The 24952-nt window shown below is 67.1% G+C and carries 36 protein-coding genes and 1 pseudogene; 2 read left to right on the plus strand and 35 right to left on the minus strand.

The window, feature by feature from the left end:
• The 8 genes and pseudogenes from TR50_RS45485 to secY form a co-directional block, all read right to left on the minus strand.
• Positions 1-124 (minus strand): annotated as a pseudogene (locus tag TR50_RS45485) (DNA-directed RNA polymerase subunit alpha); the annotation flags it as partial.
• A 115-nt stretch (positions 125-239) separates the two neighbouring features.
• Positions 240-647 (minus strand): 30S ribosomal protein S11, encoded by a 408-nt coding sequence (gene rpsK / locus TR50_RS13890; RefSeq protein ID WP_042367634.1) that lies wholly within the window; start codon positions 645-647, stop codon positions 240-242.
• A gap of 74 nt (positions 648-721) precedes the next feature.
• Positions 722-1102 carry a 30S ribosomal protein S13 gene (gene rpsM / locus TR50_RS13895; protein ID WP_042367636.1) on the minus strand — a complete coding sequence of 127 codons (381 nt, stop codon included), beginning with the start codon at positions 1100-1102 and terminating at the stop codon, positions 722-724.
• A gap of 191 nt (positions 1103-1293) precedes the next feature.
• Positions 1294-1407: a 50S ribosomal protein L36 gene (gene rpmJ, locus TR50_RS13900; protein ID WP_009740505.1), complete on the minus strand. Its 114-nt coding sequence runs from the start codon at positions 1405-1407 to the stop codon at positions 1294-1296.
• Positions 1408-1440: 33 nt separating this feature from the next.
• Positions 1441-1662, minus strand: coding sequence for a translation initiation factor IF-1 (infA, locus tag TR50_RS13905; RefSeq protein ID WP_003956442.1), 222 nt, complete (start codon positions 1660-1662; stop codon positions 1441-1443).
• A 173-nt stretch (positions 1663-1835) separates the two neighbouring features.
• Entirely contained in the window at positions 1836-2669 is an 834-nt protein-coding gene (map, locus tag TR50_RS13910) for a type I methionyl aminopeptidase (RefSeq protein ID WP_042420243.1), read from the minus strand.
• A gap of 111 nt (positions 2670-2780) precedes the next feature.
• Complete coding sequence (locus TR50_RS13915; protein WP_042420246.1) at positions 2781-3440, minus strand: adenylate kinase; 660 nt, start codon at positions 3438-3440, stop codon at positions 2781-2783.
• Complete coding sequence (gene secY / locus TR50_RS13920; protein ID WP_042420249.1) at positions 3440-4753, minus strand: preprotein translocase subunit SecY; 1314 nt, start codon at positions 4751-4753, stop codon at positions 3440-3442. Before secY ends, TR50_RS13915 begins: the two co-directional genes overlap by 1 nt.
• A 441-nt stretch (positions 4754-5194) precedes the next feature.
• Here secY and TR50_RS13925 point away from each other — a divergent pair, with 441 nt between their 5' ends.
• A complete protein-coding gene (locus tag TR50_RS13925) occupies positions 5195-6580 on the plus strand; it encodes a glycosyltransferase family 39 protein (protein WP_052440985.1) in 1386 nt (461 codons plus the stop codon).
• Between the two features lie 91 nt (positions 6581-6671).
• Here TR50_RS13925 and rplO read toward each other — a convergent pair whose 3' ends face one another.
• The 27 genes from rplO to TR50_RS44145 all read right to left on the minus strand — a co-directional run bounded on the left by rplO (position 6672) and on the right by TR50_RS44145 (position 23532).
• Entirely contained in the window at positions 6672-7127 is a 456-nt protein-coding gene (rplO, locus tag TR50_RS13930) for a 50S ribosomal protein L15 (RefSeq protein ID WP_042420250.1), read from the minus strand.
• A 1-nt stretch (position 7128) separates the two neighbouring features.
• Positions 7129-7311: a 50S ribosomal protein L30 gene (gene rpmD / locus TR50_RS13935; protein WP_042367653.1), complete on the minus strand. Its 183-nt coding sequence runs from the start codon at positions 7309-7311 to the stop codon at positions 7129-7131.
• Entirely contained in the window at positions 7311-7937 is a 627-nt protein-coding gene (gene rpsE, locus TR50_RS13940) for a 30S ribosomal protein S5 (protein ID WP_037605698.1), read from the minus strand. The genes rpmD and rpsE overlap by 1 nt, the downstream gene beginning before the upstream one ends.
• A 45-nt stretch (positions 7938-7982) precedes the next feature.
• Entirely contained in the window at positions 7983-8366 is a 384-nt protein-coding gene (gene rplR / locus TR50_RS13945; RefSeq protein ID WP_037605700.1) for a 50S ribosomal protein L18, read from the minus strand.
• A 3-nt stretch (positions 8367-8369) separates the two neighbouring features.
• On the minus strand, positions 8370-8909 hold the full coding sequence (gene rplF, locus TR50_RS13950; RefSeq protein WP_042420252.1) for a 50S ribosomal protein L6: 540 nt from the start codon (positions 8907-8909) through the stop codon (positions 8370-8372).
• A gap of 23 nt (positions 8910-8932) precedes the next feature.
• Entirely contained in the window at positions 8933-9340 is a 408-nt protein-coding gene (rpsH, locus tag TR50_RS13955; RefSeq protein WP_042367660.1) for a 30S ribosomal protein S8, read from the minus strand.
• Between the two features lie 174 nt (positions 9341-9514).
• Positions 9515-9700: a type Z 30S ribosomal protein S14 gene (locus tag TR50_RS13960; RefSeq protein ID WP_037575347.1), complete on the minus strand. Its 186-nt coding sequence runs from the start codon at positions 9698-9700 to the stop codon at positions 9515-9517.
• Between the two features lie 3 nt (positions 9701-9703).
• Entirely contained in the window at positions 9704-10273 is a 570-nt protein-coding gene (gene rplE / locus TR50_RS13965; protein ID WP_042420258.1) for a 50S ribosomal protein L5, read from the minus strand.
• On the minus strand, positions 10273-10596 hold the full coding sequence (rplX, locus tag TR50_RS13970) for a 50S ribosomal protein L24 (protein WP_042387080.1): 324 nt from the start codon (positions 10594-10596) through the stop codon (positions 10273-10275). Before rplX ends, rplE begins: the two co-directional genes overlap by 1 nt.
• 12 nt (positions 10597-10608) lie before the next feature.
• Positions 10609-10980 (minus strand): 50S ribosomal protein L14, encoded by a 372-nt coding sequence (rplN, locus tag TR50_RS13975; RefSeq protein ID WP_042367667.1) that lies wholly within the window; start codon positions 10978-10980, stop codon positions 10609-10611.
• 115 nt (positions 10981-11095) lie between these two features.
• Entirely contained in the window at positions 11096-11368 is a 273-nt protein-coding gene (gene rpsQ, locus TR50_RS13980) for a 30S ribosomal protein S17 (RefSeq protein ID WP_042367669.1), read from the minus strand.
• The gene (gene rpmC / locus TR50_RS13985) at positions 11368-11592 is read right to left on the minus strand and encodes a 50S ribosomal protein L29 (RefSeq protein WP_042367671.1); all 225 of its coding nucleotides are present in this window, start codon (positions 11590-11592) and stop codon (positions 11368-11370) included. The genes rpsQ and rpmC overlap by 1 nt, the downstream gene beginning before the upstream one ends.
• Positions 11589-12008, minus strand: coding sequence for a 50S ribosomal protein L16 (gene rplP / locus TR50_RS13990; RefSeq protein WP_042367673.1), 420 nt, complete (start codon positions 12006-12008; stop codon positions 11589-11591). The genes rpmC and rplP overlap by 4 nt, the downstream gene beginning before the upstream one ends.
• Before the next feature lie 2 nt (positions 12009-12010).
• The gene (gene rpsC / locus TR50_RS13995; RefSeq protein ID WP_042420261.1) at positions 12011-12838 is read right to left on the minus strand and encodes a 30S ribosomal protein S3; all 828 of its coding nucleotides are present in this window, start codon (positions 12836-12838) and stop codon (positions 12011-12013) included.
• Positions 12838-13185: a 50S ribosomal protein L22 gene (rplV, locus tag TR50_RS14000; protein ID WP_042367809.1), complete on the minus strand. Its 348-nt coding sequence runs from the start codon at positions 13183-13185 to the stop codon at positions 12838-12840. The genes rpsC and rplV overlap by 1 nt, the downstream gene beginning before the upstream one ends.
• A 46-nt stretch (positions 13186-13231) precedes the next feature.
• Entirely contained in the window at positions 13232-13513 is a 282-nt protein-coding gene (rpsS, locus tag TR50_RS14005; protein WP_042367679.1) for a 30S ribosomal protein S19, read from the minus strand.
• An 11-nt stretch (positions 13514-13524) separates the two neighbouring features.
• Positions 13525-14361: a 50S ribosomal protein L2 gene (gene rplB, locus TR50_RS14010; RefSeq protein WP_042367681.1), complete on the minus strand. Its 837-nt coding sequence runs from the start codon at positions 14359-14361 to the stop codon at positions 13525-13527.
• Positions 14362-14402: 41 nt separating this feature from the next.
• Positions 14403-14720 (minus strand): 50S ribosomal protein L23, encoded by a 318-nt coding sequence (gene rplW, locus TR50_RS14015; RefSeq protein ID WP_042367683.1) that lies wholly within the window; start codon positions 14718-14720, stop codon positions 14403-14405.
• Positions 14720-15397: a 50S ribosomal protein L4 gene (gene rplD, locus TR50_RS14020; protein ID WP_042420262.1), complete on the minus strand. Its 678-nt coding sequence runs from the start codon at positions 15395-15397 to the stop codon at positions 14720-14722. The genes rplW and rplD overlap by 1 nt, the downstream gene beginning before the upstream one ends.
• A gap of 4 nt (positions 15398-15401) precedes the next feature.
• On the minus strand, positions 15402-16043 hold the full coding sequence (gene rplC / locus TR50_RS14025; protein WP_042420265.1) for a 50S ribosomal protein L3: 642 nt from the start codon (positions 16041-16043) through the stop codon (positions 15402-15404).
• Between the two features lie 16 nt (positions 16044-16059).
• Positions 16060-16368, minus strand: coding sequence for a 30S ribosomal protein S10 (rpsJ, locus tag TR50_RS14030; protein ID WP_020549238.1), 309 nt, complete (start codon positions 16366-16368; stop codon positions 16060-16062).
• A gap of 465 nt (positions 16369-16833) precedes the next feature.
• The gene (gene tuf, locus TR50_RS14035; protein ID WP_042420268.1) at positions 16834-18027 is read right to left on the minus strand and encodes an elongation factor Tu; all 1194 of its coding nucleotides are present in this window, start codon (positions 18025-18027) and stop codon (positions 16834-16836) included.
• Positions 18028-18194: 167 nt separating this feature from the next.
• Positions 18195-20300, minus strand: a complete 2106-nt coding sequence (fusA, locus tag TR50_RS14040; RefSeq protein WP_042420270.1) for an elongation factor G — start codon at positions 20298-20300, stop codon at positions 18195-18197.
• A 42-nt stretch (positions 20301-20342) separates the two neighbouring features.
• On the minus strand, positions 20343-20813 hold the full coding sequence (rpsG, locus tag TR50_RS14045) for a 30S ribosomal protein S7 (protein ID WP_037605734.1): 471 nt from the start codon (positions 20811-20813) through the stop codon (positions 20343-20345).
• A gap of 2 nt (positions 20814-20815) precedes the next feature.
• The gene (rpsL, locus tag TR50_RS14050) at positions 20816-21187 is read right to left on the minus strand and encodes a 30S ribosomal protein S12 (protein WP_014144289.1); all 372 of its coding nucleotides are present in this window, start codon (positions 21185-21187) and stop codon (positions 20816-20818) included.
• Positions 21188-21482: 295 nt separating this feature from the next.
• Entirely contained in the window at positions 21483-22028 is a 546-nt protein-coding gene (locus tag TR50_RS14055; RefSeq protein WP_236654406.1) for a DUF1707 and DUF4190 domain-containing protein, read from the minus strand.
• A 124-nt stretch (positions 22029-22152) separates the two neighbouring features.
• On the minus strand, positions 22153-23532 hold the full coding sequence (locus TR50_RS44145) for a DUF2637 domain-containing protein (RefSeq protein ID WP_084700229.1): 1380 nt from the start codon (positions 23530-23532) through the stop codon (positions 22153-22155).
• Positions 23533-23664: 132 nt separating this feature from the next.
• Between TR50_RS44145 and TR50_RS14065 the strand changes: the two genes are divergently transcribed.
• On the plus strand, positions 23665-24888 hold the full coding sequence (locus TR50_RS14065) for a DUF2786 domain-containing protein (protein ID WP_084700231.1): 1224 nt from the start codon (positions 23665-23667) through the stop codon (positions 24886-24888).
• Positions 24889-24952: the final 64 nt, after the last annotated feature.

Here is a 24952-nt window from a genome sequence, read left to right on the forward strand (position 1 = left end):
GGGTACGACGCAGGGAGTTGCCGAGGGTGTAGCCGAAGCCCGGCTCCAGCGGCTCGATCACGAACCGGGAGCGGAACTCGTCGACGACCTCTTCGGTCAGCGTCGGGCGCTGAGCGATCAGCATGAGGGGATTCCTCCAGATAGATCTTCGGCACCCACTATTTGATGCCGACGAACAAAGGATACGGCCTCCGGGCGAACCGGAGGCCGTATCGGAAGAGCTGTGCAGCTCTGAAGCGTCAGACGCGGCGACGCTTCGGCGGGCGGCAGCCGTTGTGCGGAACCGGCGTGACGTCCTGGATGGAGCCGACCTCCAGGCCGGTGGCCTGGATGGAGCGGATCGCGGTCTCACGACCGGAGCCCGGGCCCTTGACGAAGACGTCGACCTTGCGCATGCCGTGCTCCTGCGCACGACGCGCGGCGGCCTCGGCGGCCATCTGCGCGGCGAACGGGGTCGACTTGCGGGAGCCCTTGAAGCCGACGTGGCCCGAGGACGCCCAGGCGATCACGTTGCCGGACGGGTCGGTGATCGAGACGATCGTGTTGTTGAACGTGCTCTTGATGTGGGCGTGCCCGTGAGCGACGTTCTTCTTCTCCTTGCGGCGGATCTTCTTCGCGCCGGCAGCCTGACGGCCCTTGGGAGGCATGAGCTGATTTCTCCTGATGAGGTGGTCGGTCCGCTAGCCCAGCGGGCCGGATTAAGTCCGGTTGAGGGGGCGGACTACTTCTTGCCCGGCTTCTTCTTGCCGGCAATCGCGCGACGCGGGCCCTTACGGGTACGCGCGTTGGTGTGGGTGCGCTGACCGCGGACCGGCAGGCCACGGCGGTGGCGCAGGCCCTCGTAGCAGCCGATCTCGACCTTGCGGCGGATGTCGGCGGCGACGGCGCGGCGGAGGTCACCCTCGACCTCGAAGTTCGCGTCGACGAACTTCTGCAGCTTGACGAGGTCGTCCTCGGTGATGTCGCGGACGCGGATGTCCGGGTTCACACCGGTCTCGTCCAGCGCCTTCTTCGCGAGGGTGCGGCCGATGCCGTAGACGTAAGTGAGGGCGATCTCGATCCGCTTCTCGCGGGGGAGATCAACGCCACTGAGGCGTGCCATGGATCTGGCTCCTGTTGTTTCCTCGGAGGTCTGACGAAACGCCTACCCGTTCAGCTCCCGCTGATCGAGCCCCGGCCTCCGACCGAGGGTGGCAGTCCGTCCGTCGCAGTGTGCAACGAGCGGATCGGGCGTCCCGTTTCATGTTGTTTTTCGCGTCGCGCGAAGAGTTACGACCCGTACAGGGGGTGAAATCAGCCCTGGCGCTGCTTGTGGCGCAGGTTCTCGCAGATCACCATGACCCGGCCGTGACGGCGGATCACCTTGCACTTGTCGCAGATCTTCTTGACGCTCGGCTTGACCTTCATCTGACTCAGGTTCTCCGGGTCTGGATCTGCTGGTTACTTGTACCGGTAGACGATGCGACCACGGGTCAGGTCGTACGGGCTGAGCTCGACGACGACCCGGTCGTCCGGGAGGATGCGGATGTAGTGCATGCGCATCTTGCCGCTGATGTGCGCGAGAACCTTGTGACCGTTCTGCAGCTCCACCTTGAACATCGCATTCGGCAGAGACTCGATCACGGTGCCCTCGATCTCGATGGCGCCTTGCTTCTTGGCCATAATCCTGCGGAATTCGCCTTCCGGAATCGACTACCGTAGTCGGCACTCACGCAGGGATCTCAAAGATCCACCCTCTGCCTTACCGGGCGAGGACGTGCGGAAGCAAGCTACGAGTGAGCCGACACAGCAGTCTACGTCAGTAGGCAAGTGAACGCGAAATCAACGCCCGAGGCTCAACCGAGCGGGTCGGGCGCGACCGTCACGCCCAGCTCGGCGAGCTTCGCCTTGCCGCCGTCGAACGCGGTGAGCACGAACGGGCCCTCCTCCGTCAGCGCGACCGAGTGCTCCCAGTGCGAGGACCAGGTGCCGTCGTTGCTGACGACCGTCCACTCGTCCTTCAGCACGTGGGTCTTCGGGGTGCCCAGGGTGATCATCGGCTCGATGGCGATGCAGAAGCCCGGCACCAGCTTCATGCCGCGGCCGCGCCGGCGGTCGACGTAGTTCAGCAGGTGCGGGTCCATGTGCATGGCGGAGCCGATGCCGTGGCCGCCGTAGTCCTCGACGATGCCGTACTTGCCGCGCGGCGGCAGCGGCTGGCGGCGGATGAAGGTCTCGATGCCGCGGCTGATGTCGGAGAGCCGGTTGTTCTTCTTCACCTGCGCGATGCCGGCCCACATCGAACCCTCGGTGGTCGCACTCAGCGCGTGCAGCTCCGGGGCGTGACCGCCGCCGACGAAGACGGTGACGGCGGCGTCGCCGTGCCAGCCGTCGACGATCGCGCCGCAGTCGATGGAGATGATGTCGCCGTCGTTCAGCACCCGGTCGCCGGGGATGCCGTGGACGACCTCCTCGTTGACGGAGGCGCAGATCACACCGGTGAAGCCGTGGTAACCGAGGAAGTTGGACTTGGCGCCGTGACCCTCGATGACCTTCTTGGCGATGGCGTCGAGCTCACCCGTGGTGGCTCCGGGCACGGCCGCCTCGCTCGCCGCCTTCAGCGCCTCGGCCACGATCAACCCGGCCTCCCGCATCTTCGCGATCTGCTCGGGCGTCTTGATCTCAACCATGCACTCTTCCCGCTCTCCTCAACCAAGGGCCGCACAACAGAACTGCGGCCGTGACATCCCTCAAGGGTGTCACGGCCGCAGCCCAGGCATGAAACTGCTCAGAGATGAAACTCAGTCGTTCGCGTTCTCCCGCAGCGCGGCGATGGCGCGCTCGGTGACCTCGTCGACCTTGCCCAGGGCCGAGATCGTGGTGACCAGGCCCTGCTTGGCGTAGTACTCGATGATCGGCTCGGTCTCCGTGTGGTAGACCTCGAGCCGGGTGCGCACGGTCTCCTCGCTGTCGTCCGAGCGCTGGTAGAGCTCGCCGCCGCAGAGGTCGCAGACGCCCTCGGTCTTCGGCTGGTTGTAGAGCACGTGGAAGATGTGCCCGCTGTCGTTGCGGCACAGGCGGCGGCCGGCGATGCGGCGGACCACCTCGTCCTCGGGAACCTCCAGGTCCAGCACGCCGTCGAGGGCGATGCCGAACTCCTTGAGGATCTCGTCCAGCGCGACGGCCTGCGCGGTGTTGCGCGGGAAGCCGTCCAGCAGGAATCCGTTGTCGGAGTCGTCGTGCTGGAGGCGGTCCTTCACCATCGCGATGGTGACCTCGTCGGGTACCAGCTTGCCCGTGTCCATGATGCTCTTCGCCAGGCGGCCCAGCTCGGTGCCCTGCGAGATGTTGGCGCGGAACAGGTCGCCGGTGGACACGTGCGGGATGGACAGGGTCTTGGCCAGCAGCGCGGCCTGAGTACCCTTCCCGGCCCCCGGGGGTCCGACGAGGACGATACGCATCAGCGGAGGAACCCTTCGTAGTTGCGCTGCTGGAGCTGGCTCTCGATCTGCTTCACAGTTTCAAGGCCGACACCCACAACGATGAGGATGCTCGTGCCGCCGAACGGGAAGTTCGAAGACGCCGAGAACAGCCCGAGTGCGATCAGGGGCACCAGGGCGATGATGCCCAGGTAGAGCGAGCCCGGCCAGGTGATCCTGGTCAGCACATAGTTCAGGTATTCCGCCGTCGGGCGGCCGGCCCGGATGCCCGGGATGAACCCACCATACTTCTTCATGTTGTCGGCCACTTCTTCGGGGTTGAAGGAGATGGCCACGTAGAAGAACGCAAAGAAGACAATCAGGACGAAGTAAAGAAGCATGTACAGCGCGCTGTCGCTGTTCTTCGCCAGGTTCTGCTCGATCCACTGTCCCCAGCCCTTCGACGAAGAGCCGCTGAGCTGCACGACCAGCGCCGGGATGTAGAGCAGCGAGCTCGCGAAGATGACAGGGATCACACCCGCCTGGTTCACCTTGAGCGGGATGTAGGTCGACGTGCCGCCGTAGGCGCGGCGACCGATCATGCGCTTCGCGTACTGGACCGGGATCCGGCGCTGGGCCTGCTCGACGAAGACCACCAGGCCGACCATGCACAGACCCATCGCGATGACGATGAAGAAGGTCAGCCAGCCCTTGCTCGCCTTGATGCTCCACAGCTGGGAGGGGAACTGCGCCGCCACCGAGGTGAAGATGAGGATCGACATGCCGTTGCCGATGCCGCGGTCGGTGACGAGCTCACCCAGCCACATGATGACGGTGGTGCCGGCGGTCATCGTGATGACCATGGTGGCGACGGTGAAGACCGACTGGTTCGGGACGACGGTGCTGCCCGAGCAGGCGCTGCCGAAGAGCGCGCCGTTCTGGGCGGTCGCGGAGATCGCGGTCGCCTGAAGGATCGCGAGCGCGATGGTCAGGTAACGCGTGTACTGCGTGATCTTCGCCTGACCGGCCTGGCCCTCCTTCTTGAGGGCGTCCAGGCGCGGGATCACCACGGTCAGCAGCTGCAGGATGATGCTCGACGTGATGTACGGCATGATCCCGAGCGCGAAGATGGTGATCTGGAGCAGCGCGCCGCCGGAGAACAGGTTCACCAGGCCGAGCAGCTGGTTGCCGCCGCCCTTGTTCATGTTCGTCAGGCACTGCTGCACGCCCGCGTAGTTCACGCCCGGCACAGGGATGTGCGCGCCCATCCGGAACACGACCATGATGCCCAGCGTGAACAGCAGCTTCTTGCGCAGGTCGGGCGTCTTGAACGCCCGGGCGAACGCGGTGAGCACGGGGCCTCCTGCTGCTCCCGGCCGACTGCGGCGGGAGGGACGGTGGATCAGGGGGGCGCCGTCTGGGTGGCACTGCCGGGTTGCGGCTTGTACCGAGACGGGGGGCCAACCTACAAGTGGACTCCACGGACTCTAACAGCCAGTGGCCGCGTGAAAGAAGCACGGAACCCAGGCGGGGTAGGACCAGTTCCTCTGCTGACGACCTTTGACGGGCTTTGCGCAGGACCGGACGAGGCACTTGTCCGTTCTGTCCACCCGCCTGGTGCTCTTAAGGAGTAATTGACCCGTGAATTGCCCATGAACAGCGCCTCCGAGCCCACACTGGCACATCCCTGGCTGGTAGACAGGACTCCATCCGGGGGACGGCCAAACGAACGACCGAGGCTTTCTTTGCTGCTCCGCGCGCTCCGACGCACGCCTGTATGGCTTCCCCCCGCCGTATTGGCGCTGCTGCTGGGTTTCCGGCATCTGGGCCGCCCGCTGCTGTGGCGTGACGAACTCGCCACCTGGAGCGCGACCACTCGCAGCCTGGGGCACCTGTGGGGCCTGCTCGGCAACGTCGACGCCGTCTCCGGCGCCTACTACGTCTTCCTGCACGGCTGGACCGCCGTCTTCGGCGACTCCCCCGTCGCGCTGCGCACGCCCAGCGTGCTGGCCGTGGGCGTCGCCGCCGGCCTGACGGCCGCCCTCGGCAAGCGCCTCTTCGGCGCGCGCGCCGGCCTGTGGGCGGGCCTGCTCTTCGCCCTCGTCCCCGCGGTCCTGCGGTACGCACAGGAGGCGCGGTCCTACGGGATGGTCACGGCGGCGGCGGTGCTCGCCACCTGGCAGCTGGTCCGCGTCCTCGACTGCAAGCCCGAGTGGTCACCGCGCAGGATGCGCCTGGAGTGGCTCGGCTACGCCGGTGCGCTGGTCCTGACCGGCCTGCTGCACCTGGTCGCGCTGGCGGTGCTGACCTCGCACCTGTGGCTCGTCTGGACGCGCCGCCGACGGGCGTGGCGCGGCCTGCTGGCCGCCACGGTGCTCGCGCTGGCCGTGCTGTCACCCCTGCTGATCGCCGGCCGGGCGGAGTCCGGGCGGCAGATCAACTGGATCCAGCGGCCCAACCTGCTGGCCTTCCCCGGCATGATCCACGACCTCACCTTCGCCTGGCCGATCAGCATCGCACTGCTGGTGCTGGCGCTGGTCGCCTGCACGACCCGCGACGGACTGCGCTACCTGCCGGTGCCGTTCCTCCCGATCGCGGCGGTGTGGATCGCCTCCCAGGGCTCGAACTCCTACTGGGTGGAGCGCTACCTGCTCTTCACCGTCCCCCTGTGGACCGTCCTGGCGGGCGCCGGCGCCGAACGCCTGGTCCGCGCCCGCTGGACCGCACCGGTCGCGGTCGCCGCGGTGGCGGCGCTGGCCTTCACCGGCCTGAGGGCGCAGAGCAGCCCCTGGTCCCACACGGGCACGGACTGGCGCGCCGCGGCCCGGACCATCTCCGCCGGCTACCGGCCGGGCGACGCGATGGTCCCGGAACGGGGCGGCGCGTCGGTCTACATGCTCGACCTGGGCCTCGACTACTACCTCCCGACGCGGGTCCACCCGAAGGACCTCTTCCTCGCGAAGACGGCGGTCGCCCGCGACGACCTGATGCCCACCGAGTGCGCGGTGCCCACGGCCTGCCTCGACGGCGCGCCTCGGATCTGGGTCGTCACCTTCGGCCACGCCCACGATCCCCTCGCCGGTCTCCCGAAGTCCCAGCAGGCCGCGCTGGGCGCGCAGTACTCGGTCGTCAAGATCGACCATGTGAAGGGTCTGACGATCGGCCTGCTCGCGCACGTGTAGCGGTGCTCATCCGGCGGGTCCGGCGGGCGTCCGGAAACGCGCAAAGGGCCCGACCCCCAGGGGGATCGGGCCCTTCGTGTCAGCGACGAGCTCAGATGAGCTCGGTCACCGTGCCGCCGGCAGCGGTGATCTTCTCAGCGGCGGAGCCGGAGACGGCGTCGACCGCCACCTGCAGCGCCACGGAGATCTCGCCGGTGCCGAGCACCTTGACGAGCGAGTTCTTGCGAACCGCACCCTTCGCGACCAGGTCCTCGACCGTGACCTCGCCACCCTGCGGGTAGAGCGCGGCCAGCTTGTCGAGGTTGACGACCTGGAACTCGACGCGGAACGGGTTCTTGAAGCCCTTCAGCTTCGGCAGACGCATGTGGAGGGGCATCTGCCCACCCTCGAAGCGCTGCGGAACCTGGTAACGGGCCTTGGTGCCCTTGGTACCACGACCAGCGGTCTTACCCTTGGACGCCTCACCACGACCGACACGGGTCTTGGCGGTCTTGGCGCCCGGGGCGGGCCGCAGGTTGTGGATCTTCAGCGGGTTCTGCTCCGCCATCTCAGTCCACCTCCTCGACCGTGACGAGGTGGCGGACGGTCTGGGCCATCCCGCGGATCTCGGGACGGTCCTCCTTCACGACCACGTCGTGCATGCGCTTGAGACCAAGCGAACGCAGGGTGTCACGGTGGTTCTGCTTGCTACCGATGTAGGACTTGACCTGGGTGATCTTCAGGCGAGCCATTACGCAGCCCCCTGCCCAGCAGCCCGGGCGCGCAGCAGCGCGGCCGGAGCGACGTCCTCCAGCGGCAGACCACGACGGGCGGCGATCTCCTCGGGGCGCGAAAGGCCCTTCAGCGCGGCCACCGTCGCGTGGACGATGTTGATCGCGTTGTCGGAGCCCAGGGACTTCGACAGGATGTCGTGCACGCCGGCGCACTCGAGCACGGCGCGCACCGGACCACCGGCGATAACACCGGTACCCGGGGAAGCCGGCTTGAGCAGGACGACGCCCGCGGCCTTCTCGCCCTGAATGGGGTGAGGGATGGTGCCCTGGATACGGGGGACCTTGAAGAAGTGCTTCTTGGCCTCCTCCACACCCTTGGCGATGGCGGCCGGCACCTCCTTGGCCTTGCCGTAACCGACACCCACGGTGCCGTCACCGTCGCCCACCACGACCAGCGCGGTGAAGGAGAAGCGACGACCACCCTTGACAACCTTGGCGACACGGTTGATCGCTACGACGCGCTCGACGTAGGCGGTCTTCTCGACGACGGCGCCGCCGTCACGACCGTCACGCTTACGGTCACGCCGCTCGCCACCGCCGGTGCCGCCGCCGGCGCCGCTACCGCGGCGCTGGGGTCCAGCCATTGGATTACCTCTCTCGTTTACGTCCGTCAGCCTGTGGCGGGCGGGTCAGAAGTCCAGACCGGCTTCGCGGGCGGCGTCCGCGAGAGCCGCAATGCGGCCCGCGTACTGGTTGCCCGCGCGGTCGAACACGACCTGCTCGATGCCGGCAGCCTTGGCGCGCTCGGCGACCAGGGCTCCGACCTTCTTGGCCTGCTCGGTCTTGTCAGCCTCGTTGCCCTTGATGGACACGTCGAGGGTGGACGCCGAAGCCAGGGTGTGGCCCGCGAGGTCGTCGATCACCTGCGCCACGATGTGGCGGTTGGACCGGGAGACCACCAGGCGCGGACGAACCGGAGTACCGGAGACGCGCTTGCGGACGCGGATGGCGCGGCGCTTGCGGGCGGCGGCCTTGTAGCCGTTGCCCTTGCCGATCTTCACACCGACAGTCATGGGTTACTTACCACTCTTTCCGACCTTGCGGCGGATGACCTCGCCCGCGTACTTCACGCCCTTGGCCTTGTACGGGTCGGGCTTGCGCAGCTTGCGGATCTTCGCGGCGACCTCGCCGACCTTCTGCTTGTCGATGCCGTCCACGTGGAACTTGGTCGGCGTCTCGACCACGAAGGAGATGCCCTCCGGGGCCTGGACCAGGATCGGGTGGCTGTAGCCGAGGGAGAACTCCATGTCGGAGCCCTTCGCCGCGACACGGTAACCAACACCGCTGATCTCGAGCGACTTGCGGTAGCCCGCGGTCACGCCGGTGATCATGTTCGCCACCAGCGTGCGGGTCAGGCCATGAAGGGCCTTCGACATGCGCTCGTCGTTCGGGCGGGAGACGACAACGGTGCCGTCCTCAGCCTTCGCGATCTCGATCGGCGCGGCGACGGCGTGGGTGAGGGAGCCCTTGGGGCCCTTCACCGAGACCGTGCGGCCATCGATGGTGACGTCCACGCCGGCGGGAACCGGGATGGGCAGCCGTCCAATGCGAGACATTGCTGTACCTCCGTTTCCCTGAGTTACCAGACGTAGGCGAGGACTTCCCCACCCACGCCCTTCTTGGCGGCCTGCTGGCCGGTGAGCAGACCCGAGGACGTGGAGATGATCGCCACGCCCAGGCCGCCGAGCACCTTCGGCAGGTTGGTGGACTTTGCGTAGACCCGCAGACCCGGCTTGGAAATGCGCTTGATGCCCGCGATCGAGCGCTCACGGTTCGGGCCGAACTTGAGGTCGATGGTCAGCTTCTTGCCGACCTCGCCCTCGCTCGGGTCCTCGACCTTCCAGGAGGTGATGTAACCCTCCTGCTTGAGGATCTCCGCGATGTGAGTCTTGATCTTCGAGTGGGGCATCACGACGGAGTCGTGGTAGGCCGAGTTCGCGTTTCGCAGACGCGTCAGCATGTCTGCGATCGGGTCGGTCATGGTCATGATGGCCTGTGGCCTCTCTCACCGTGGTTTCCGCGCGCCTCGTTTGCAGAAGGGGCACGGGACCTGCGGTGTAGTAAGACGAATTCGGGGCAGCACGGGCCCCGACCTCCATAGGTTACAGGAGGCCGGGAACCCGTCTGTTCCGAGGTTGCTTACCTCAAAGCTTCTGGCGGATTACCAGGAGCTCTTGGTCACGCCCGGCAGCTCGCCGCGGTGCGCCATCTCACGAAGGCAGACACGGCAGAGGCCGAACTTGCGGTACACGGAGTGCGGACGGCCGCAGCGCTGGCACCGGGTGTAACCCCGGACGCCGAACTTCGGCTTGCGCTCCGCCTTGGCGATCAGCGCCTTCTTCGCCATGGGTCAGCTCTCCTTGAACGGGAAGCCGAGAGCCCGCAGCAGTGCCCGGCCCTCGTCGTCGGTCTGGGCGGTGGTCACCACGGTGATGTCCATACCACGGGTGCGGTCGACCTTGTCCGGGTCGATCTCGTGGAACATGACCTGCTCGGTCAGACCGAAGGTGTAGTTGCCCTTGCCGTCGAACTGCTTCGGCGACAGACCGCGGAAGTCGCGGATACGCGGGAGCGCCAGCGAGATCAGGCGGTCCAGGAACTCCCACATGCGGTCACCACGAAGGGTGACGTGGGCGCCGATCGGCTGACCCTCACGCAGCTTGAACTGCGCGATGCTCTTGCGAGCCTTGGTCACGGTCGGCTTCTGGCCGGTGATCGCGGTGAGGTCACGGACCGCACCGTCGATCAGCTTCGAGTCGCGGGCGGCGTCGCCCACACCCATGTTGACCACGACCTTGACCAGGCCGGGGATCAGCATGACGTTCTCGTAAGCGAACTGCTCGTTCAGCTGACCCTTGATCTCGGAGCGGTAGCGCTCCTTGAGACGGGGGCTGACCTTCTCAATCGAGGTGTCGGTCATCAGATGTCCTCACCGGTGCGCTTGGCAACGCGGATCTTGTTGCCCTGCTCGTCGAATCGGTAGCCGACGCGGGTGACGACCTTCTTGCCGTCCTTCTCCACAACGAGCTGAACGTTGCTCACGTGGATCGGGGCCTCGACGGTCACGATGCCGCCGGCCTTCGAGCCGTTCGCGGTGGGCGTGGCCTTGGTGTGCTTCTTGACCCGGTTGACACCCTCGACCAGGACCTTGGACTCCGTCGGGAAGGCCTGAATGACCTTGCCCTGCTTGCCCTTGTCCTTGCCGGTGATGACCTGGACCAGGTCACCCTTCTTGATCTTCATGCCTGCCATCGGTTACAGCACCTCCGGCGCAAGCGAGATGATCTTCATGAACTTCTTCTCGCGCAGCTCACGGCCGACGGGGCCGAAGATGCGGGTGCCACGGGGGTCACCCTCGGTGTTCTTGAGGATGACGGCGGCGTTCTCGTCGAACCGGATGTAGGAACCGTCGGGACGACGGCGCTCCTTCACGGTCCGGACGATGACGGCCTTGACCACGTCACCCTTCTTCACGTTGCCACCGGGGATCGCGTCCTTGACGGTCGCCACGATGACGTCGCCGATACCCGCGTAGCGCCGGCCGGAGCCACCGAGAACGCGGATGCAAAGGATCTCCTTCGCGCCCGTGTTGTCGGCGACACGCAGTCGCGACTCCTGCTGGATCACGTCTTTCTCCTGATCGTCAACGATCGGGACCGGGCCCGCCGCTGCTCACCCGGGCATCCACATCCACATGTGAACGTGGACCCCGGGCACATACGACGGCACCCAATCGCGTTCGTTACTTGGCCTTCTCGAGGATCTCGACGACGCGCCAGCGCTTCGTCGCGGACAGCGGACGGGTCTCCATGAGGAGAACGCGGTCGCCGACACCGCAGGCGTTGGCCTCGTCGTGCGCCTTCAGCTTGTTGGTACGGCGGATGACCTTGCCGTACAGCGCGTGCTTGACGCGGTCCTCGACGGCGACGACGACGGTCTTGTCCATCTTGTCGCTGACGACGAGACCCTCACGGGTCTTGCGGAAACCGCGCGTCTCGTTGGTGTTCTCAGTCATCAGGCGTCCTTCACCGTGTCGATGCCCAGCTCGCGCTCGCGCATCAGGGTGTAGATCCGCGCGATGTCCTTCTTGACGAGCTTGAGCCGCCCGTGGTTGTCGAGCTGCCCGGTCGCCGCCTGGAAGCGGAGGTTGAACAGCTCCTCCTTGCGCTCACGCAGCTGCGCAACGAGACCCTCGTTGTCCAGCTCACGGAGCTCAGCAGCCTTGGTGCCGGCCATCAGCTCTCACCTGCCTCGCGCCGGACGATCCGGCACTTCATCGGGAGCTTGTGAGCAGCGCGGGTGAGCGCCTCACGAGCCATCTTCTCGTTCGGGTAGGACAGCTCGAACATGACCCGACCCGGGTGCACGTTGGCGATCCACCACTCCGGCGAACCCTTACCGGAACCCATGCGGGTCTCGGCAGGCTTCTTCGTCAGCGGACGGTCCGGGTAGATGTTGATCCAGACCTTGCCGCCACGCTTGATGTGACGAGTGATGGAGATACGAGCGGACTCGATCTGCCGGTTCGTCACATACGCCGGGGTGACGGCCTGCAGGCCCCACTCGCCGAACGTGACTTCGGTACCGCCCTTGGCCGCACCACGACGCTTGGGGTGGTGCTGCTTGCGGTGCTTGACCCTGCGAGGGATCAGCATGGTCAGGCCTCCGTAGTGGTCTCAGCCGCAGCGGGAGCCTCGGTCACCGCAGGAGCGGCGGCCTCGGTGTTCTGCTGCTGCGGACGGCGGCCACGGCCGCCGGCGGGACGGTCGCCGCCCCGACGGGGGCGCTCACCCGGGCCACCCGCACGCGGCGGACGGTTCCCGGCCTTGGCAGCGGCGTTGTCGGCGCGGACCTCGGCGATGTTCTTGACGTCGCCCTTGTAGATCCACACCTTCACGCCGATGCGACCGAAGGTGGTCTTGGCCTCGAAGAAGCCGTAGTCCACGTTCGCGCGGAGCGTGTGCAGCGGCACACGACCCTCGCGGTAGAACTCGCTGCGGGACATCTCAGCGCCGCCCAGACGGCCGGAGCACTGGATCTTGATGCCCTTGGCGCCGGACTTCATCGTGCCCTGCATGCTCTTACGCATGGCGCGACGGAAGGAGACGCGGGAGGACAGCTGCTCCGCGACGCCCTGAGCCACGAGCTGGGCGTCCAGCTCGGGGTTCTTGACCTCGAGGATGTTCAGCTGGACCTGCTTGCCGGTCAGCTTCTCGAGGTCGCCGCGGATGCGGTCGGCCTCGGTGCCACGGCGGCCGATGACGATGCCCGGGCGGGCGGTGTGGATGTCCACCCGCACGCGGTCACGGGTGCGCTCGATCTCAACCTTCGAGATACCGGCGCGCTCCATGCCGGACGTCATCATGCGACGGATCGCGACGTCTTCCTTGACGTAGTCCTTGTACAGCTTGTCGGCGTACCAGCGGGACTTGAAGTCCGTGGTGATGCCGAGGCGGAACCCGTGCGGGTTAACCTTCTGGCCCATTACCGGGTCCCTTCCTTCGACGCGACGACCACGGTGATGTGGCTCGTCCGCTTGCGGATCCGGTACGCGCGGCCCTGGGCCCGCGGACGGAAACGCTTCAGGGTCGGGCCCTCGTCGACGTAGGCCTCAGCGATGTAGAGGCTGTCGACGTCGTTGTGGTTGTAGTTGTGCGCGGCGTTCGCAACGGCGCTGTTGAGCACCTTGAGAACGGGCACCGAAGCAGCCTGCGGAGCGAATCGCAGGACCGCCTGGGCCTCCGTGGCATTCATGCCACGGACAAGGTCCACCACGCGGCGGGCCTTCATGGGCGTCACGCGGATGTACCGCGCCTGTGCCCTGGCTTCCATGGTTGTCCCCTTGATGGTGATTGTCATCGTGTCTTCGCTTCGCAGGTCAGCGACGCTTGGACTTGCGGTCGTCCTTGACGTGACCCTTGAACGTGCGGGTCGGCGCGAACTCGCCGAGCTTGTGGCCGACCATCGACTCGGTGACGAACACCGGGATGTGCTTGCGGCCGTCGTGCACCGCGAGGGTGTGCCCCAGCATCGCCGGAACGATCATGGAGCGACGGGACCAGGTCTTGATGACGTTCTGGGTACCGGCCTCGTTCTGACTGTCCACCTTCTTCATCAGGTGGTCGTCGACGAAGGGACCCTTCTTGAGACTGCGCGGCATCGAGACTGCTCCTAGCGCTTCTTGTTCGTCTTGCGGCGGCGGACGATCAGCTTGTCGCTCGCCTTCTTCGGCTTGCGAGTGCGACCCTCCTTCTGGCCCCACGGCGAAACCGGGTGGCGACCACCGGAGGTCTTACCCTCACCACCACCGTGCGGGTGGTCGATCGGGTTCATGGCGACACCACGCACGGTCGGGCGGACGCCCTTCCAGCGCATACGGCCGGCCTTACCCCAGTTGATGTTGGACTGCTCGGCGTTGCCGACCTCGCCAACGGTCGCCCGGCAGCGCGCGTCGACGAGGCGGACCTCGCCCGACGGCATGCGCAGGTGGGCGTAGACGCCCTCACGCGCGAGCAGCTGGATGCTGGAACCGGCGGAGCGGGCCAGCTTGGCGCCGCCGCCCGGACGCAGCTCCACCGCGTGGATGACGGTACCCACGGGGATGTTGCGCAGCGGGAGGTTGTTGCCCGGCTTGATGTCGGCGTTGGGGCCGGCCTCAACCCGGTCGCCCTGGCCGAGCTTGGCCGGAGCGATGATGTAGCGCTTCTCGCCGTCTGCGTAGTGCAGCAGCGCGATGCGCGCGGTGCGGTTCGGGTCGTACTCGATGTGCGCGACCTTGGCCGGGACGCCGTCCTTGTCGTGACGACGGAAGTCGATCACACGGTACGCGCGCTTGTGGCCGCCACCCTGGTGGCGAACGGTCACGCGACCGGTGTTGTTGCGACCGCCCTTGCTGTGCAGCGGGCGGACCAGCGACTTCTCCGGCTCGGACCGCGTGATCTCGACAAAGTCGGCAACGCTGGAGCCGCGACGGCCCGGCGTTGTCGGCTTGTACTTGCGGATGCCCATGGCTTCTTCTGTCCTTAACCGTTACGGGATTCCCTGGCGCCTCAGGCGGCCGGGGCGTTCCCGAAGATGTCGATGCTGCCCTCTGCCAGCGTCACGATGGCGCGCTTGGTGTCCTTGCGCTTGCCGAAACCGGTGCGGGAGCGCTTGCGCTTGCCCTTGCGGTTGATCGTGTTCACGTTGGCGACCTTGACCGAGAAGACCGCCTCGACGGCCTGCTTGATCTGCGTCTTGTTGGCGTCCGGCGACACGATGAACGTGTACTTCGACTCGTCGAGGAGCGCGTAGCTCTTCTCCGAGATGACCGGCTTGATCAGGACGTCACGGGGGTCCGTGTACGTCTTGCTCGTGATCTCGCTCATCAGGCGGCGCTCCCATCGAGCTCGCCCTCAGCGGCGACAGCCTTGGCGGACGCGACCGGACCGGCCACGAAACGCTCGAAGGCGGCCTGGGTGAAGACCACGTCGTCGGAGACGAGCACGTCGTAGGTGTTCAGCTGACCGGCGTCCAGGATGTGCACGGTCGGCAGGTTGCGGGCGCTGAGGAGCGACAGCTCGTCGTCACGCTCGACGACCAGCAGGACGTTCTTGCGCTCGCTGATCTTGCCGAGCAGCGTGCGGGCAGCCTTGGTGGACGGCGCCTCGGTCGCGGTCACGCCGGTGACGACGTGGATGCGAGCGTTGCGGGCCCGGTCGGTCAGGGCGCCACGCAGAGCGGCGGCCTTCATCTTCTTCGGGGTCCGCTGCGAGTAGTCACGCGGCACGGGACCGTGCACGACGCCACCACCGGCGAACTGCGGCGCACGGGTCGAACCCTGACGGGCGCGGCCGGTGCCCTTCTGGCGGTACGGCTTCTTGCCGCCACCACGGACCTCGCCGCGGCTCTTCGCCTTGTGCGTGCCCTGACGAGCGGCGGCGAGCTGAGCGACGACGACCTGGTGCATCAGCGGAACGCTGACACGCGCGTCGAAAATCTCAGCCGGCAGCTCGACGGTGCCGACGGTCTCACCCGCGGGGGAGAGAACGTTGATGGAGCTCATTGCTTCAGGCCCCCTTCGCCGCAGTGCGGACCAGGATGAGGCCGCCGTTCGGACCGGGGACGGCGCCCTTGATGAGCAGCAGACCCTTCTCCGCGTCAACGGCGTGGACGGTCAGGTTCTGCGTGGTGACACGCTCGTGGCCCATGCGGCCGGCCATCTTCAGACCCTTGAAGACACGACCGGGGGTGGCGCAGCCACCGATGGAACCGGGCGAGCGGTGCTTGCGCTGGACGCCGTGGCCGGCGCCGAGGCCCTTGAAGTTGTGACGCTTCATGACACCGGCGAAGCCCTTGCCCTTGCTGGTGCCGGTCACGTCGACCTTGACACCGGCCTCGAACACCTCAGCGGTGATCTCCTGGCCGAGGGTGTACTCCGAGGCGTCGGACGTGCGCAGCTCGACCAGGTGGCGGCGCGGGGTCACGCCGGCCTTGGCGAAGTGACCCGCGAGGGGCTTGTTCACCTTGCGCGGGTCGATGTCGCCGAAACCGATCTGCACGGCGTCGTAGCCGGTGCCGTCGGCGGTGTGGACCTGGGTCACAACGTTCGGGCCGGCCTTGACGACGGTCACCGGGACGATGCGGTTGTTCTCGTCCCAGACCTGCGTCATGCCGAGCTTCTCGCCCAGGATGCCCTTGATCTTAGCCATTCTCAGCTCACGCCCCTCAGAGCTTGATCTCGATGTCGACACCGGCCGGCAGGTCGAGTCGCATCAGAGAGTCAACGGTCTTGGGCGTCGGGTCGAGGATGTCGATCAGGCGCTTGTGCGTGCGCATCTCGAAGTGCTCGCGCGAGTCCTTGTACTTGTGCGGCGAGCGGATGACGCAGTACACGTTCTTCTCAGTGGGCAGCGGCACCGGGCCCGCGACCTGCGCACCAGTACGCGTCACCGTCTCGACGATCTTCTTCGCCGAGGAGTCGATGACCTCGTGGTCGTAGGCCTTGAGCCGGATGCGGATCTTCTGTCCCGCCATGGCTACTTCGTAGTCCTTCTGTCTCTGCTGCCTCTACGCCTGCGGGCTCCGGGTGGAACCCTCAGGGGCGTTTCGCCGACCCACGCGGTCGGGCGTGTCGTACTCGCCTTCGCAATGAAGCCTTGGCGGAAACACCGGATCGACGCCTTTGCCTGCGCTTCCCGAAAGATTCCCGTACTTTCGCGCCGCAGCTGCCGCGCCTCGTCCAGACATGCTGGATCACAGGCAAACGGCCATCACGGGCACGACGAGTACTGTGGGACTCGCTTTCGGTCCTCCTAGCAACCACCGACCCCTAGGGGCCGGAGCGCAGCGGAGGCGCGCAACATCGGCGCTCAACCGAGCAACTTGACTAGTGTGCCATACCGGACAGGGTGGACGCCAATCAAGCCCGACGCGGGCAAACAGAAACCCCCTGCCAGCAAGCTGGCAGGGGGTTCTGACGCTGGATCAGCGAGATGTCAATTACTTGACGATCTTGGTGACCTGGCCGGCGCCGACGGTGCGACCACCCTCACGGATGGCGAACTTCAGGCCCTCCTCCATGGCGACCGGCTGGATCAGCGCGACCGTCATGGCGGTGTTGTCGCCCGGCATGACCATCTCGGTGCCCTCGGGGAGGGTCACGACGCCGGTCACGTCCGTGGTACGGAAGTAGAACTGCGGGCGGTAGTTGTTGAAGAACGGGGTGTGGCGGCCACCCTCGTCCTTCGACAGGATGTAGGCCTGGGCCTCGAAGTCGGTGTGCGGCGTGACCGAACCCGGCTTGATGATGACCTGGCCGCGCTCGACGTCCTCGCGCTTGATGCCACGGAGCAGCAGACCGACGTTCTCACCGGCCTGGCCCTCGTCGAGCAGCTTGCGGAACATCTCGATGCCCGTGACCGTGGTGGTGGTCTTGGTGGTCTTGATGCCGATGATGTCGACGGTCTCGTTGACCTTCAGGACACCACGCTCGATACGACCGGTGACGACGGTGCCACGACCGGTGATCGTGAAGACGTCCTCGATCGGCATCAGGAACGGCTTGTCGACGTCACGCTCGGGGGTCGGGATGGCCTCGTCGACCGCGTGCATCAGGCCGAGGAGCTTCTCGCCCCACTCCTTGTCGCCCTCCAGCGCCTTCAGCGCGGAGACGCGGACGACCGGGAGGTCGTCGCCCGGGAACTCGTACTCGGAGAGCAGCTCGCGGACCTCGAGCTCGACGAGCTCCAGGATCTCCTCGTCGTCCACCATGTCGGCCTTGTTCAGGGCGACGACGATGTAGGGGACGCCGACCTGGCGGGCCAGGAGGACGTGCTCCTTGGTCTGCGGCATCGGGCCGTCGGTGGCGGCCACGACCAGGATCGCGCCGTCCATCTGGGCGGCACCGGTGATCATGTTCTTGATGTAGTCCGCGTGACCCGGGCAGTCGACGTGGGCGTAGTGACGCGCCTCGGTCTGGTACTCGACGTGCGCGATGGAGATGGTGATACCGCGCTGACGCTCCTCCGGCGCCTTGTCGATCTGGTCGAACGGCGTGAAGGGGTTGATGTCCGGGTACGCGTCGTGCAGCACCTTGGTGATCGCGGCAGTCAGGGTCGTCTTGCCGTGGTCGATGTGACCGATGGTGCCGATGTTGACGTGCGGCTTGACTCGCTCGAACTTGGCCTTAGCCACTTTGGGGTCCTCCTGGGGACAGTTTCTGTACGCCGTTCGACGTCAGGTGGTCTGTGGGGTGTGGGGCCGGAGGAGCCCGGGGGCCACGTGTGCCACGTGGACCCCAGGACCACCTCCGTACAGCCTATGCGAGGTTTCGCACCGGGTTGCCCCGGGATGCGAGGTACTTACTCGCCCTTGGCCTTTGCCACGATCTCTTCCGCCACGTTCTTGGGAACCTCGGCGTACGAGTCGAACTGCATGGAGTAGCTGGCGCGACCCGAGGTCTTGCTGCGCAGGTCACCGACGTAGCCGAACATCTCGGACAGCGGGACGAGCGCCTTGACGACGCGGGCGCCGGAACGCTCGTCCATGGCCTGGATCTGGCCACGGCGCGAGTTGATGTCGCCGATGACGTCGCCCATGTAGTCCTCGGGCGTGGTGACCTCGACGGCCATCATCGGCTCGAGCAGCACGGGGGACGCCTTGCGAGCACCCTCCTTGAACGCCATCGAACCGGCAATCTTGAACGCGAGCTCGGAGGAGTCGACGTCGTGCGAGGCACCGTCGAGCAGCGTCACGCGGACACCCTGGAGCGGGTAGCCGGCGAGGATGCCGAACTCCATGGCCTCCTGCGCACCGGCGTCGACCGAGGGGATGTACTCACGAGGCACGCGACCACCGGTGACGGCGTTCACGAACTCGTAGCCCTCGCCGGACTCCAGCGGCTCGATCGCGATCTGGACCTTGGCGAACTGACCGGAGCCACCCGTCTGCTTCTTGTGGGTGTAGTCGATGCGCTCGACGGCCTTGCGGATCGTCTCGCGGTACGCGACCTGCGGCTTGCCGACGTTGGCCTCGACCTTGAACTCACGCTTCATACGGTCGACCAGCACCTCGAGGTGCAGCTCGCCCATACCCGCGATGATGGTCTGGCCGGTCTCCTCGTCCGTGTTGACCTGGAAGGAGGGGTCCTCCTCCGCGAGACGCTGGATGGCGACACCCAGCTTCTCCTGGTCACCCTTGGACTTGGGCTCGATCGCGACGCGGATGACCGGGGCCGGGAAGTCCATGGACTCCAGGATCACCTGGTTCTTGTCGTCGCTCAGCGTCTCACCGGTGGTGGTCTGCTTCAGGCCCATGACGGCGACGATGTCGCCGGCGCCCACCGAGTCGATCTCCTCACGCTTGTTCGCGTGCATGCGGTAGATCTTGCCGATGCGCTCCTTCTTGCCCTTCACCGAGTTGAGGACGGCGGTGCCGGCCTCGAGACGCCCGGAGTAGATGCGAACGAAGGTGAGCTTGCCCAGGTGCGGGTCAGACATGATCTTGAACGCCAGAGCCGACAGCGGCTCGTCGTCCGACGCGTGGCGGATGATCTCGACCGACTCGTCGCCCGGCTTGTGGCCGACGATGGACTCGATGTCCAGCGGCGACGGCAGGTACTTCACGACCGCGTCGAGCAGGGGCTGGACGCCCTTGTTCTTGAACGCGGTGCCGCAGAAGACCGGGGTGAAGTTCGAGGCCAGGGTGCCACGACGGATACCGGCGATGAGCTCCTCCTCGGTGGGCTCCTGGCCCTCGAGGAACATCTCCATCAGCTGGTCGTCGCCCTCCGCGGAGGTCTCGAGCAGCTTGGCCCGGTACTCCTCGGCGAGCTCGGTGTGCGTGGCCGGGATGTCGACGACGTCGTACATCTCGCCCTTGGTGGCCTCGGCGGACCAGACCAGAGCCTTCATCTTCACCAGGTCGACGACACCGGTGAAGTCGGACTCGGCACCGATCGGCAGCTGCATGACCAGCGGGGTCGCGCTCAGGCGGTCGACGATGGAGTCGACACAGCGGAAGAACTCCGCGCCGGTGCGGTCCAGCTTGTTCACGAAGCAGATGCGCGGGACGCCGTAACGGTCGGCCTGACGCCACACCGTCTCGGACTGCGGCTCGACACCGGCCACACCGTCGAACACCGTCACGGCGCCGTCGAGGACGCGGAGCGAGCGCTCCACCTCGACGGTGAAGTCGACGTGACCCGGGGTGTCGATGATGTTGATGGTGTTGTCGACGCCGTCGACCGTCCAGTGGCAGGTCGTCGCGGCCGACGTGATCGTGATGCCGCGCTCCTGCTCCTGCTCCATCCAGTCCATCGTGGCAGCGCCGTCGTGGACCTCACCGATCTTGTAAGACACACCGGTGTAGAACAGGATGCGCTCGGTGGTGGTGGTCTTGCCCGCGTCGATGTGCGCCATGATCCCGATGTTGCGGACCCTGGCGAGGTCAAGGGAGGTTGCAGCCATGGTGGCTCGTTCTCTCTCTGTCTTTGAGTGACGGGGTACGGACTACCAGCGGTAGTGCGCGAAGGCCTTGTTGGACTCGGCCATCTTGTGGGTGTCCTCGCGACGCTTGACGGAGGCGCCCAGACCGTTGCTGGCGTCCAGGATCTCGTTGAGCAGACGCTCGGTCATGGTCTTCTCACGGCGAGCGCGGGAGTAGCCGACCAGCCAGCGCAGGGCCAGCGTGTTGGCGCGGCCCGGCTTGACCTCGACCGGCACCTGGTAGGTGGCGCCACCGACGCGGCGGGACTTGACCTCGAGGGTCGGCTTGACGTTCTCCAGGGCGCGCTTGAGCGCGACCACCGGGTCGTTGCCGGTCTTCTCACGGACGCCCTCGAGGGCGCCGTACACGATGCGCTCAGCCGTGGAGCGCTTGCCGTGCAGGAGGATCTTGTTGACGAGCTGGGTCACCACAGGGGAGCCGTAAACCGGGTCGATGATGACCGGGCGCTTCGGGGCAGGGCCCTTACGAGGCATTCTTACTTCTCCTTCTTGGCGCCGTAGCGGCTGCGGGCCTGCTTGCGGTTCTTGACACCCTGGGTGTCCAGCGAGCCGCGGATGATCTTGTAACGCACACCCGGCAGGTCCTTCACACGACCGCCACGCACGAGCACGATGGAGTGCTCCTGCAGGTTGTGACCCTCACCCGGAATGTAAGCGGTGACCTCGATCCCGCTGGTGAGGCGCACACGCGCGACCTTACGGAGAGCCGAGTTCGGCTTCTTCGGGGTGGTCGTGTACACACGCGTGCAGACGCCGCGGCGCTGGGGCGAACCCTTCAGTGCGGGCGTCTTGTTCTTCTCGACCTTGTCCTGCCGGCCCTTTCGGACCAGCTGCTGGATCGTAGGCACCGTATCTCCGATTCTCTGTGCCAAGGCTGGTGAAACTAACCTGGTGCGTCTCACCGACTCCCGACCCACGCGGTCGGGTGTGTCGGACGCCCTGCACAGTCCCGGGCTGGCGAAGCTCGGATGTGTGGAAGCGCGGTATCCCATGGCGCGGCGGCCGATATGCACGCACGCGCGAGAGACCCGGGGACACCCCAGGCACAAGGTCAGAGCGTACCTAGCGCAAGGGCCCCGGTCAAAACAAATGGATGTGGGCGCAATGTACGGCTGTCAAGTCGACAGCCGGTGGACAGGCAGCCTAGCCGTGCCGGATCGCGAGAAGGAAGAAGAACATCCACAGGACCGTGCCCAGGCTACCGAGGATGATGCCGGCCGTGGCCATCCCGTCGCCCTCCTCGTCCCGGGTGCGCAGCTGGTTCTTGGCGATGATGCCGCAGATCAGCGCGGGTAGGCCGGTCGCCCCGACGCTGACCAGCTGGGCCAGGCCGAGCAGCAGCGACGCCGTGGCGGCGCCGTTGGTACGCCGGCGGACGGGGGGCCAGTTCGGCGGGAGGTAGCCGTACGGCGGCACCGGCTGCGGCGGCATCGCCGCGAAGGCCGGCGGGGGCGACATCATCGGCGTGGGCATCGGCCCGACCGGCAGGTCCTGCACCAGCAGGCCCAGCTGCCCGTATGTCTGCGCGTACTGCGCGCGCTCGGTGCGGTCGTGGTACTCGTCGGTGCTGAGACGGCCCTCCGCGAAGGCCGCCTTCAGCACGTCCACGGTCCGCTCGCGGTCCGCCTGGGACGCGCGCATCGCGGACTGCGGGACGACAGGGCGCTGCCACGGATTCCCCGGTGGCATCGGCTGCATCATCGACACTGCGACCTCCCCGCTCGCCTGCTCTCCCCATATTGCAAGACGAGCGGGGATCCCGCATGGTGCCGCGCATCTCCGACCTGTGCTGTCACGAGCTTGTGACAGAAGCTCAGGAGCTTGTCTCGACCCTCTCCGCGTACCGCTTGCCGAGCTCCGCCCAGTGACGGTCCAGCAGGGCGGGCGACACCTGGGTCCCGTACTCGGCGGCCAGGTACTCGCTCAGCTGCCGGGGGTCCGGCTCCTGGTTGTAGGTCTCCATGAACGAGGTGAGCGCCTCGAAGTAGAGGTCGAGAGGCTCCTCCCCCTCGCGCTGCGGCGCGAACCACGCCTCCGGTCCCGGCGGCGGGTAGGGCGGCTGCTGGTTGGGCAGCCAGCCGATGCCGCGGGTCGAAGGGTCGGCCGCGGCGGCCTCCTGGTCCTCCCCGACGGCCTGCGCCGCCTGGTCGGGGACGTTCAGCAGGCGGCGGTGGCGGTTGCGCACCACGGTCTGGAGCGTGTTGACCACCAGCGGATCCACGGCAGGCTGCGGCTGCGCCTCAGGTTGGGGCTGGGGCTGCACCGACGACTGGGGCTGCTGGGACTGCATCGACTGCTGGGGCTGCTGGGGCTGGGGTTGCTGAGACTGCGGCTGCGCGTACGGCCGAACGGGTGAGCCGAACGCCTCCGACTGTTCCCCCGGCTGGGACTGCGGCTGGGACTGCGACTGCGACACAGGATGCGGCACGGGCTGGTCCTGCGGCTGCGGATGGGGCGCGGTGTGGGGCACCGGGGCCTCCAGCGCGGGGGCCACGATCGGGTCGACCTCCCGGAAGTCCTGGTGACCACGGACCACCTCGAGGTCGAGCGGGACGCCGTAACGGGCCAGCTTGAGCGGCAGCAGCAGCTCCAGCGGAGCCCGGTAGCGCCAGCCGCGGCCGTACTGGGCGCGCAGGTGCGTGCGGTAGACGAGCCGGTTCTGCTCCAGGCGGATGACCTCGTCGTACGAGCGCAGCTCCCACAGCTTCATCCGCCGCCACAGGACGAAGGTCGGCAGCGGGGCGAGGATCCAGCGGAACAGCCGGACCGACTCCATGTAGCGGTCGGCGGTGATGTCGGCGATCCGCCCGACGGCGTGCCGCGCCGCCTCGACGACGACGATGAAGAGCAACGGGATGATCGCGTGCATCCCCATCGCGAGCGGGTCGCCGACAGAGGAGGCCGCGTTGAAGACGATGGTGCCGACGGTCAGTGTCCAGGCCGCCTGGCGCAGCAGCGGGAACGGGATGCGCAGCCAGGTGAGCACCAGGTCGAGCGCCAGCAGTACGGCGATGCCGACGTCGACGCCGATCGGGAACACATAGGCGAAGAGTCCGAAGCCCTTCCGCGTGGCGAGCACGCGGACGGCGGAGTAGGAGCCTGCGAAACCGATGCCGGCGATGATGAACGCGCCGGCGGCCACCACACCGATGAGGGTGCGGTGGGTCTTGGTTATCACGGGGCGGTCGGCCATGGGGCGTGCTCGCTTCGTGGGGGTCGCTGGGGGCCTTTGAGGGGAGACAGCTTGCCATACCGGTGTGCCGGGCTGGTGATCGCCCGGGGTCCGATCTTCGAGCAGCGCCTTCCGACTTGAGACACTGGGTCCATGAGCAGGAATTCAGGGACGCGCGGGCTGGTCGCGCAGGCGCTGCAGGACACCCGGTACGCGCCGCCGCGGCAGGCCGAGCGCACGGTCGAGGACTGGGCCTCGCGGCTGTCCGCGCAAGGACGGGAGCGGGCTGAGGTCGACCGTGAACTCCTGTGCCAGGCCGAGGAGTTGCTCGGCGCACTGTGGTCGCGCGGCTTCTGGCGTCCGGCTGACGTGGTGCGGCTCACCCGCCGGCAGCTGAAGCCGGCCCATGTCTCGCTGGCCGTCGGTCTGATCGCGGCCGAGGCCCGCCGCTACTCCCCCGCGGCCTTCGACCGCCGATGGACGGAGCAGTTGCGCGAGCTCGACGCGGAGCGACCGAGCTGGGCGGAGGACTCCGACTGGCTCGGCGAGACGTCCGTGCGGCTGCGGCTGGACCGCTTCTCCGCGCTGATCCACCTGCTGGAGCTGCTGCGGCTGTGGGGCACCGCCCCCGCGCTCACCCAGGTCGGCCCGGTCCCCGGCTCCGGAGCCGTGCTCACCGCCCCGGTGCCCGGCGAGCCGAAGCAGCTCGCCCGCATCCGCGCGTTGCTGGCCAAGGCCGAGGCCACGACCTACGCCGAGGAGGCGGAGGCGTTCACCGCCAAGGCGCAGGAGCTCATGGCCCGCCACAGCATCGACGAGGCGCTGCTCGCGGCTCGCGGCGGGGACCGCACCCTGCCGGGGGCCGTGCGCGTGGGCATCGACAACCCCTACGAGTCGGCGAAGGCACTGCTGCTGGACGCGGTCGCCTCGGCGAACCGGGCCCAGTCGGTCTGGGACAAGCAGAACGGCTTCTGCACCGTCGTCGGCTTCGAGGGGGACCTGGACGCGGTGGAGCTGCTGTTCACCTCGCTCCTGCTGCAGGGCGTCACCGCGATGAACAGCGGCAGGGTCCAGCAGGGCGGACGTAGCAAGGCCTTCCGGCAGTCCTTCCTGGTCGCCTACGCCAGCCGGATCCGCGAGCGGCTCACCGCGGCCACGGCCCAGGCCGAGGCGGAGACCACGGCCGGAGACCTGCTGCCGGTCCTGGCGGCCCGTCAGGAGGCGGTGGCGGAACGCACCACGACGCTCTTTCCCAGCCTCAAGAAGGGCCGGGCCATCCGCGTCTCGGACCTCGACGGCTGGACGCAGGGACGCGAGGCTGCCGACAAGGCTCAGTTGCACTCTGCTCAGGGGCGCGACAAGCCACTGACGAGGTGAGTCCCGAAACGCGCAGTGCAGCGAACGACGAAGGCCCGGCCCCCCGCAAGGGGGGCCGGGCCTT

Source organism: Streptacidiphilus anmyonensis, from assembly GCF_000787855.1.
GTDB classification, from domain to species: domain Bacteria; phylum Actinomycetota; class Actinomycetes; order Streptomycetales; family Streptomycetaceae; genus Streptacidiphilus; species Streptacidiphilus anmyonensis.

Excerpts from the sequence above, each read along its gene's own strand:
- rplX (WP_042387080.1), bottom strand. The coding sequence starts at position 10,596 with ATGAAGATCAAGAAGGGTGACCTGGTCCAGGTCATCACCGGCAAGGAC.
- rplV (WP_042367809.1), bottom strand. The coding sequence starts at position 13,185 with ATGGAAGCCAGGGCACAGGCGCGGTACATCCGCGTGACGCCCATGAAG.
- rpsS (WP_042367679.1), bottom strand. The coding sequence starts at position 13,513 with ATGCCGCGCAGTCTCAAGAAGGGTCCCTTCGTCGACGACCACCTGATG.
- TR50_RS14065 (WP_084700231.1), top strand. The coding sequence starts at position 23,665 with ATGAGCAGGAATTCAGGGACGCGCGGGCTGGTCGCGCAGGCGCTGCAG.
- rpsJ (WP_020549238.1), bottom strand. The coding sequence starts at position 16,368 with ATGGCGGGACAGAAGATCCGCATCCGGCTCAAGGCCTACGACCACGAG.
- rplE (WP_042420258.1), bottom strand. The coding sequence starts at position 10,273 with ATGACCGACACCTCGATTGAGAAGGTCAGCCCCCGTCTCAAGGAGCGC.
- rplC (WP_042420265.1), bottom strand. The coding sequence starts at position 16,043 with ATGGCTAAGATCAAGGGCATCCTGGGCGAGAAGCTCGGCATGACGCAG.
- rpsK (WP_042367634.1), bottom strand. The coding sequence starts at position 647 with ATGCCTCCCAAGGGCCGTCAGGCTGCCGGCGCGAAGAAGATCCGCCGC.
- rpsQ (WP_042367669.1), bottom strand. The coding sequence starts at position 11,368 with ATGACTGAGAACACCAACGAGACGCGCGGTTTCCGCAAGACCCGTGAG.
- TR50_RS13960 (WP_037575347.1), bottom strand. The coding sequence starts at position 9,700 with ATGGCGAAGAAGGCGCTGATCGCCAAGGCGGAGCGCAAGCCGAAGTTC.
- rpsH (WP_042367660.1), bottom strand. The coding sequence starts at position 9,340 with ATGACCATGACCGACCCGATCGCAGACATGCTGACGCGTCTGCGAAAC.
- rplF (WP_042420252.1), bottom strand. The coding sequence starts at position 8,909 with ATGTCTCGCATTGGACGGCTGCCCATCCCGGTTCCCGCCGGCGTGGAC.
- fusA (WP_042420270.1), bottom strand. The coding sequence starts at position 20,300 with ATGGCTGCAACCTCCCTTGACCTCGCCAGGGTCCGCAACATCGGGATC.
- rplD (WP_042420262.1), bottom strand. The coding sequence starts at position 15,397 with ATGAGCTCCATCAACGTTCTCTCCCCCGCGGGTGAGACCGTCGGCACC.
- rplW (WP_042367683.1), bottom strand. The coding sequence starts at position 14,720 with ATGAGCGAGATCACGAGCAAGACGTACACGGACCCCCGTGACGTCCTG.
- map (WP_042420243.1), bottom strand. The coding sequence starts at position 2,669 with ATGGTTGAGATCAAGACGCCCGAGCAGATCGCGAAGATGCGGGAGGCC.
- rpmJ (WP_009740505.1), bottom strand. The coding sequence starts at position 1,407 with ATGAAGGTCAAGCCGAGCGTCAAGAAGATCTGCGACAAGTGCAAGGTG.
- rpsM (WP_042367636.1), bottom strand. The coding sequence starts at position 1,102 with ATGGCACGCCTCAGTGGCGTTGATCTCCCCCGCGAGAAGCGGATCGAG.
- rplO (WP_042420250.1), bottom strand. The coding sequence starts at position 7,127 with ATGGCGGAGCAGAACCCGCTGAAGATCCACAACCTGCGGCCCGCCCCG.
- rplB (WP_042367681.1), bottom strand. The coding sequence starts at position 14,361 with ATGGGCATCCGCAAGTACAAGCCGACAACGCCGGGCCGTCGCGGCTCC.
- rplR (WP_037605700.1), bottom strand. The coding sequence starts at position 8,366 with ATGACTGTCGGTGTGAAGATCGGCAAGGGCAACGGCTACAAGGCCGCC.
- rplP (WP_042367673.1), bottom strand. The coding sequence starts at position 12,008 with ATGCTGATCCCTCGCAGGGTCAAGCACCGCAAGCAGCACCACCCCAAG.
- TR50_RS13915 (WP_042420246.1), bottom strand. The coding sequence starts at position 3,440 with ATGCGTATCGTCCTCGTCGGACCCCCGGGGGCCGGGAAGGGTACTCAG.
- rpsC (WP_042420261.1), bottom strand. The coding sequence starts at position 12,838 with ATGGGCCAGAAGGTTAACCCGCACGGGTTCCGCCTCGGCATCACCACG.
- TR50_RS14055 (WP_236654406.1), bottom strand. The coding sequence starts at position 22,028 with ATGCCACCGGGGAATCCGTGGCAGCGCCCTGTCGTCCCGCAGTCCGCG.
- infA (WP_003956442.1), bottom strand. The coding sequence starts at position 1,662 with ATGGCCAAGAAGCAAGGCGCCATCGAGATCGAGGGCACCGTGATCGAG.
- rpsE (WP_037605698.1), bottom strand. The coding sequence starts at position 7,937 with ATGGCTGGACCCCAGCGCCGCGGTAGCGGCGCCGGCGGCGGCACCGGC.
- rpsG (WP_037605734.1), bottom strand. The coding sequence starts at position 20,813 with ATGCCTCGTAAGGGCCCTGCCCCGAAGCGCCCGGTCATCATCGACCCG.
- rpmD (WP_042367653.1), bottom strand. The coding sequence starts at position 7,311 with ATGGCTCGCCTGAAGATCACCCAGGTCAAGTCCTACATCGGTAGCAAG.
- TR50_RS44145 (WP_084700229.1), bottom strand. The coding sequence starts at position 23,532 with ATGGCCGACCGCCCCGTGATAACCAAGACCCACCGCACCCTCATCGGT.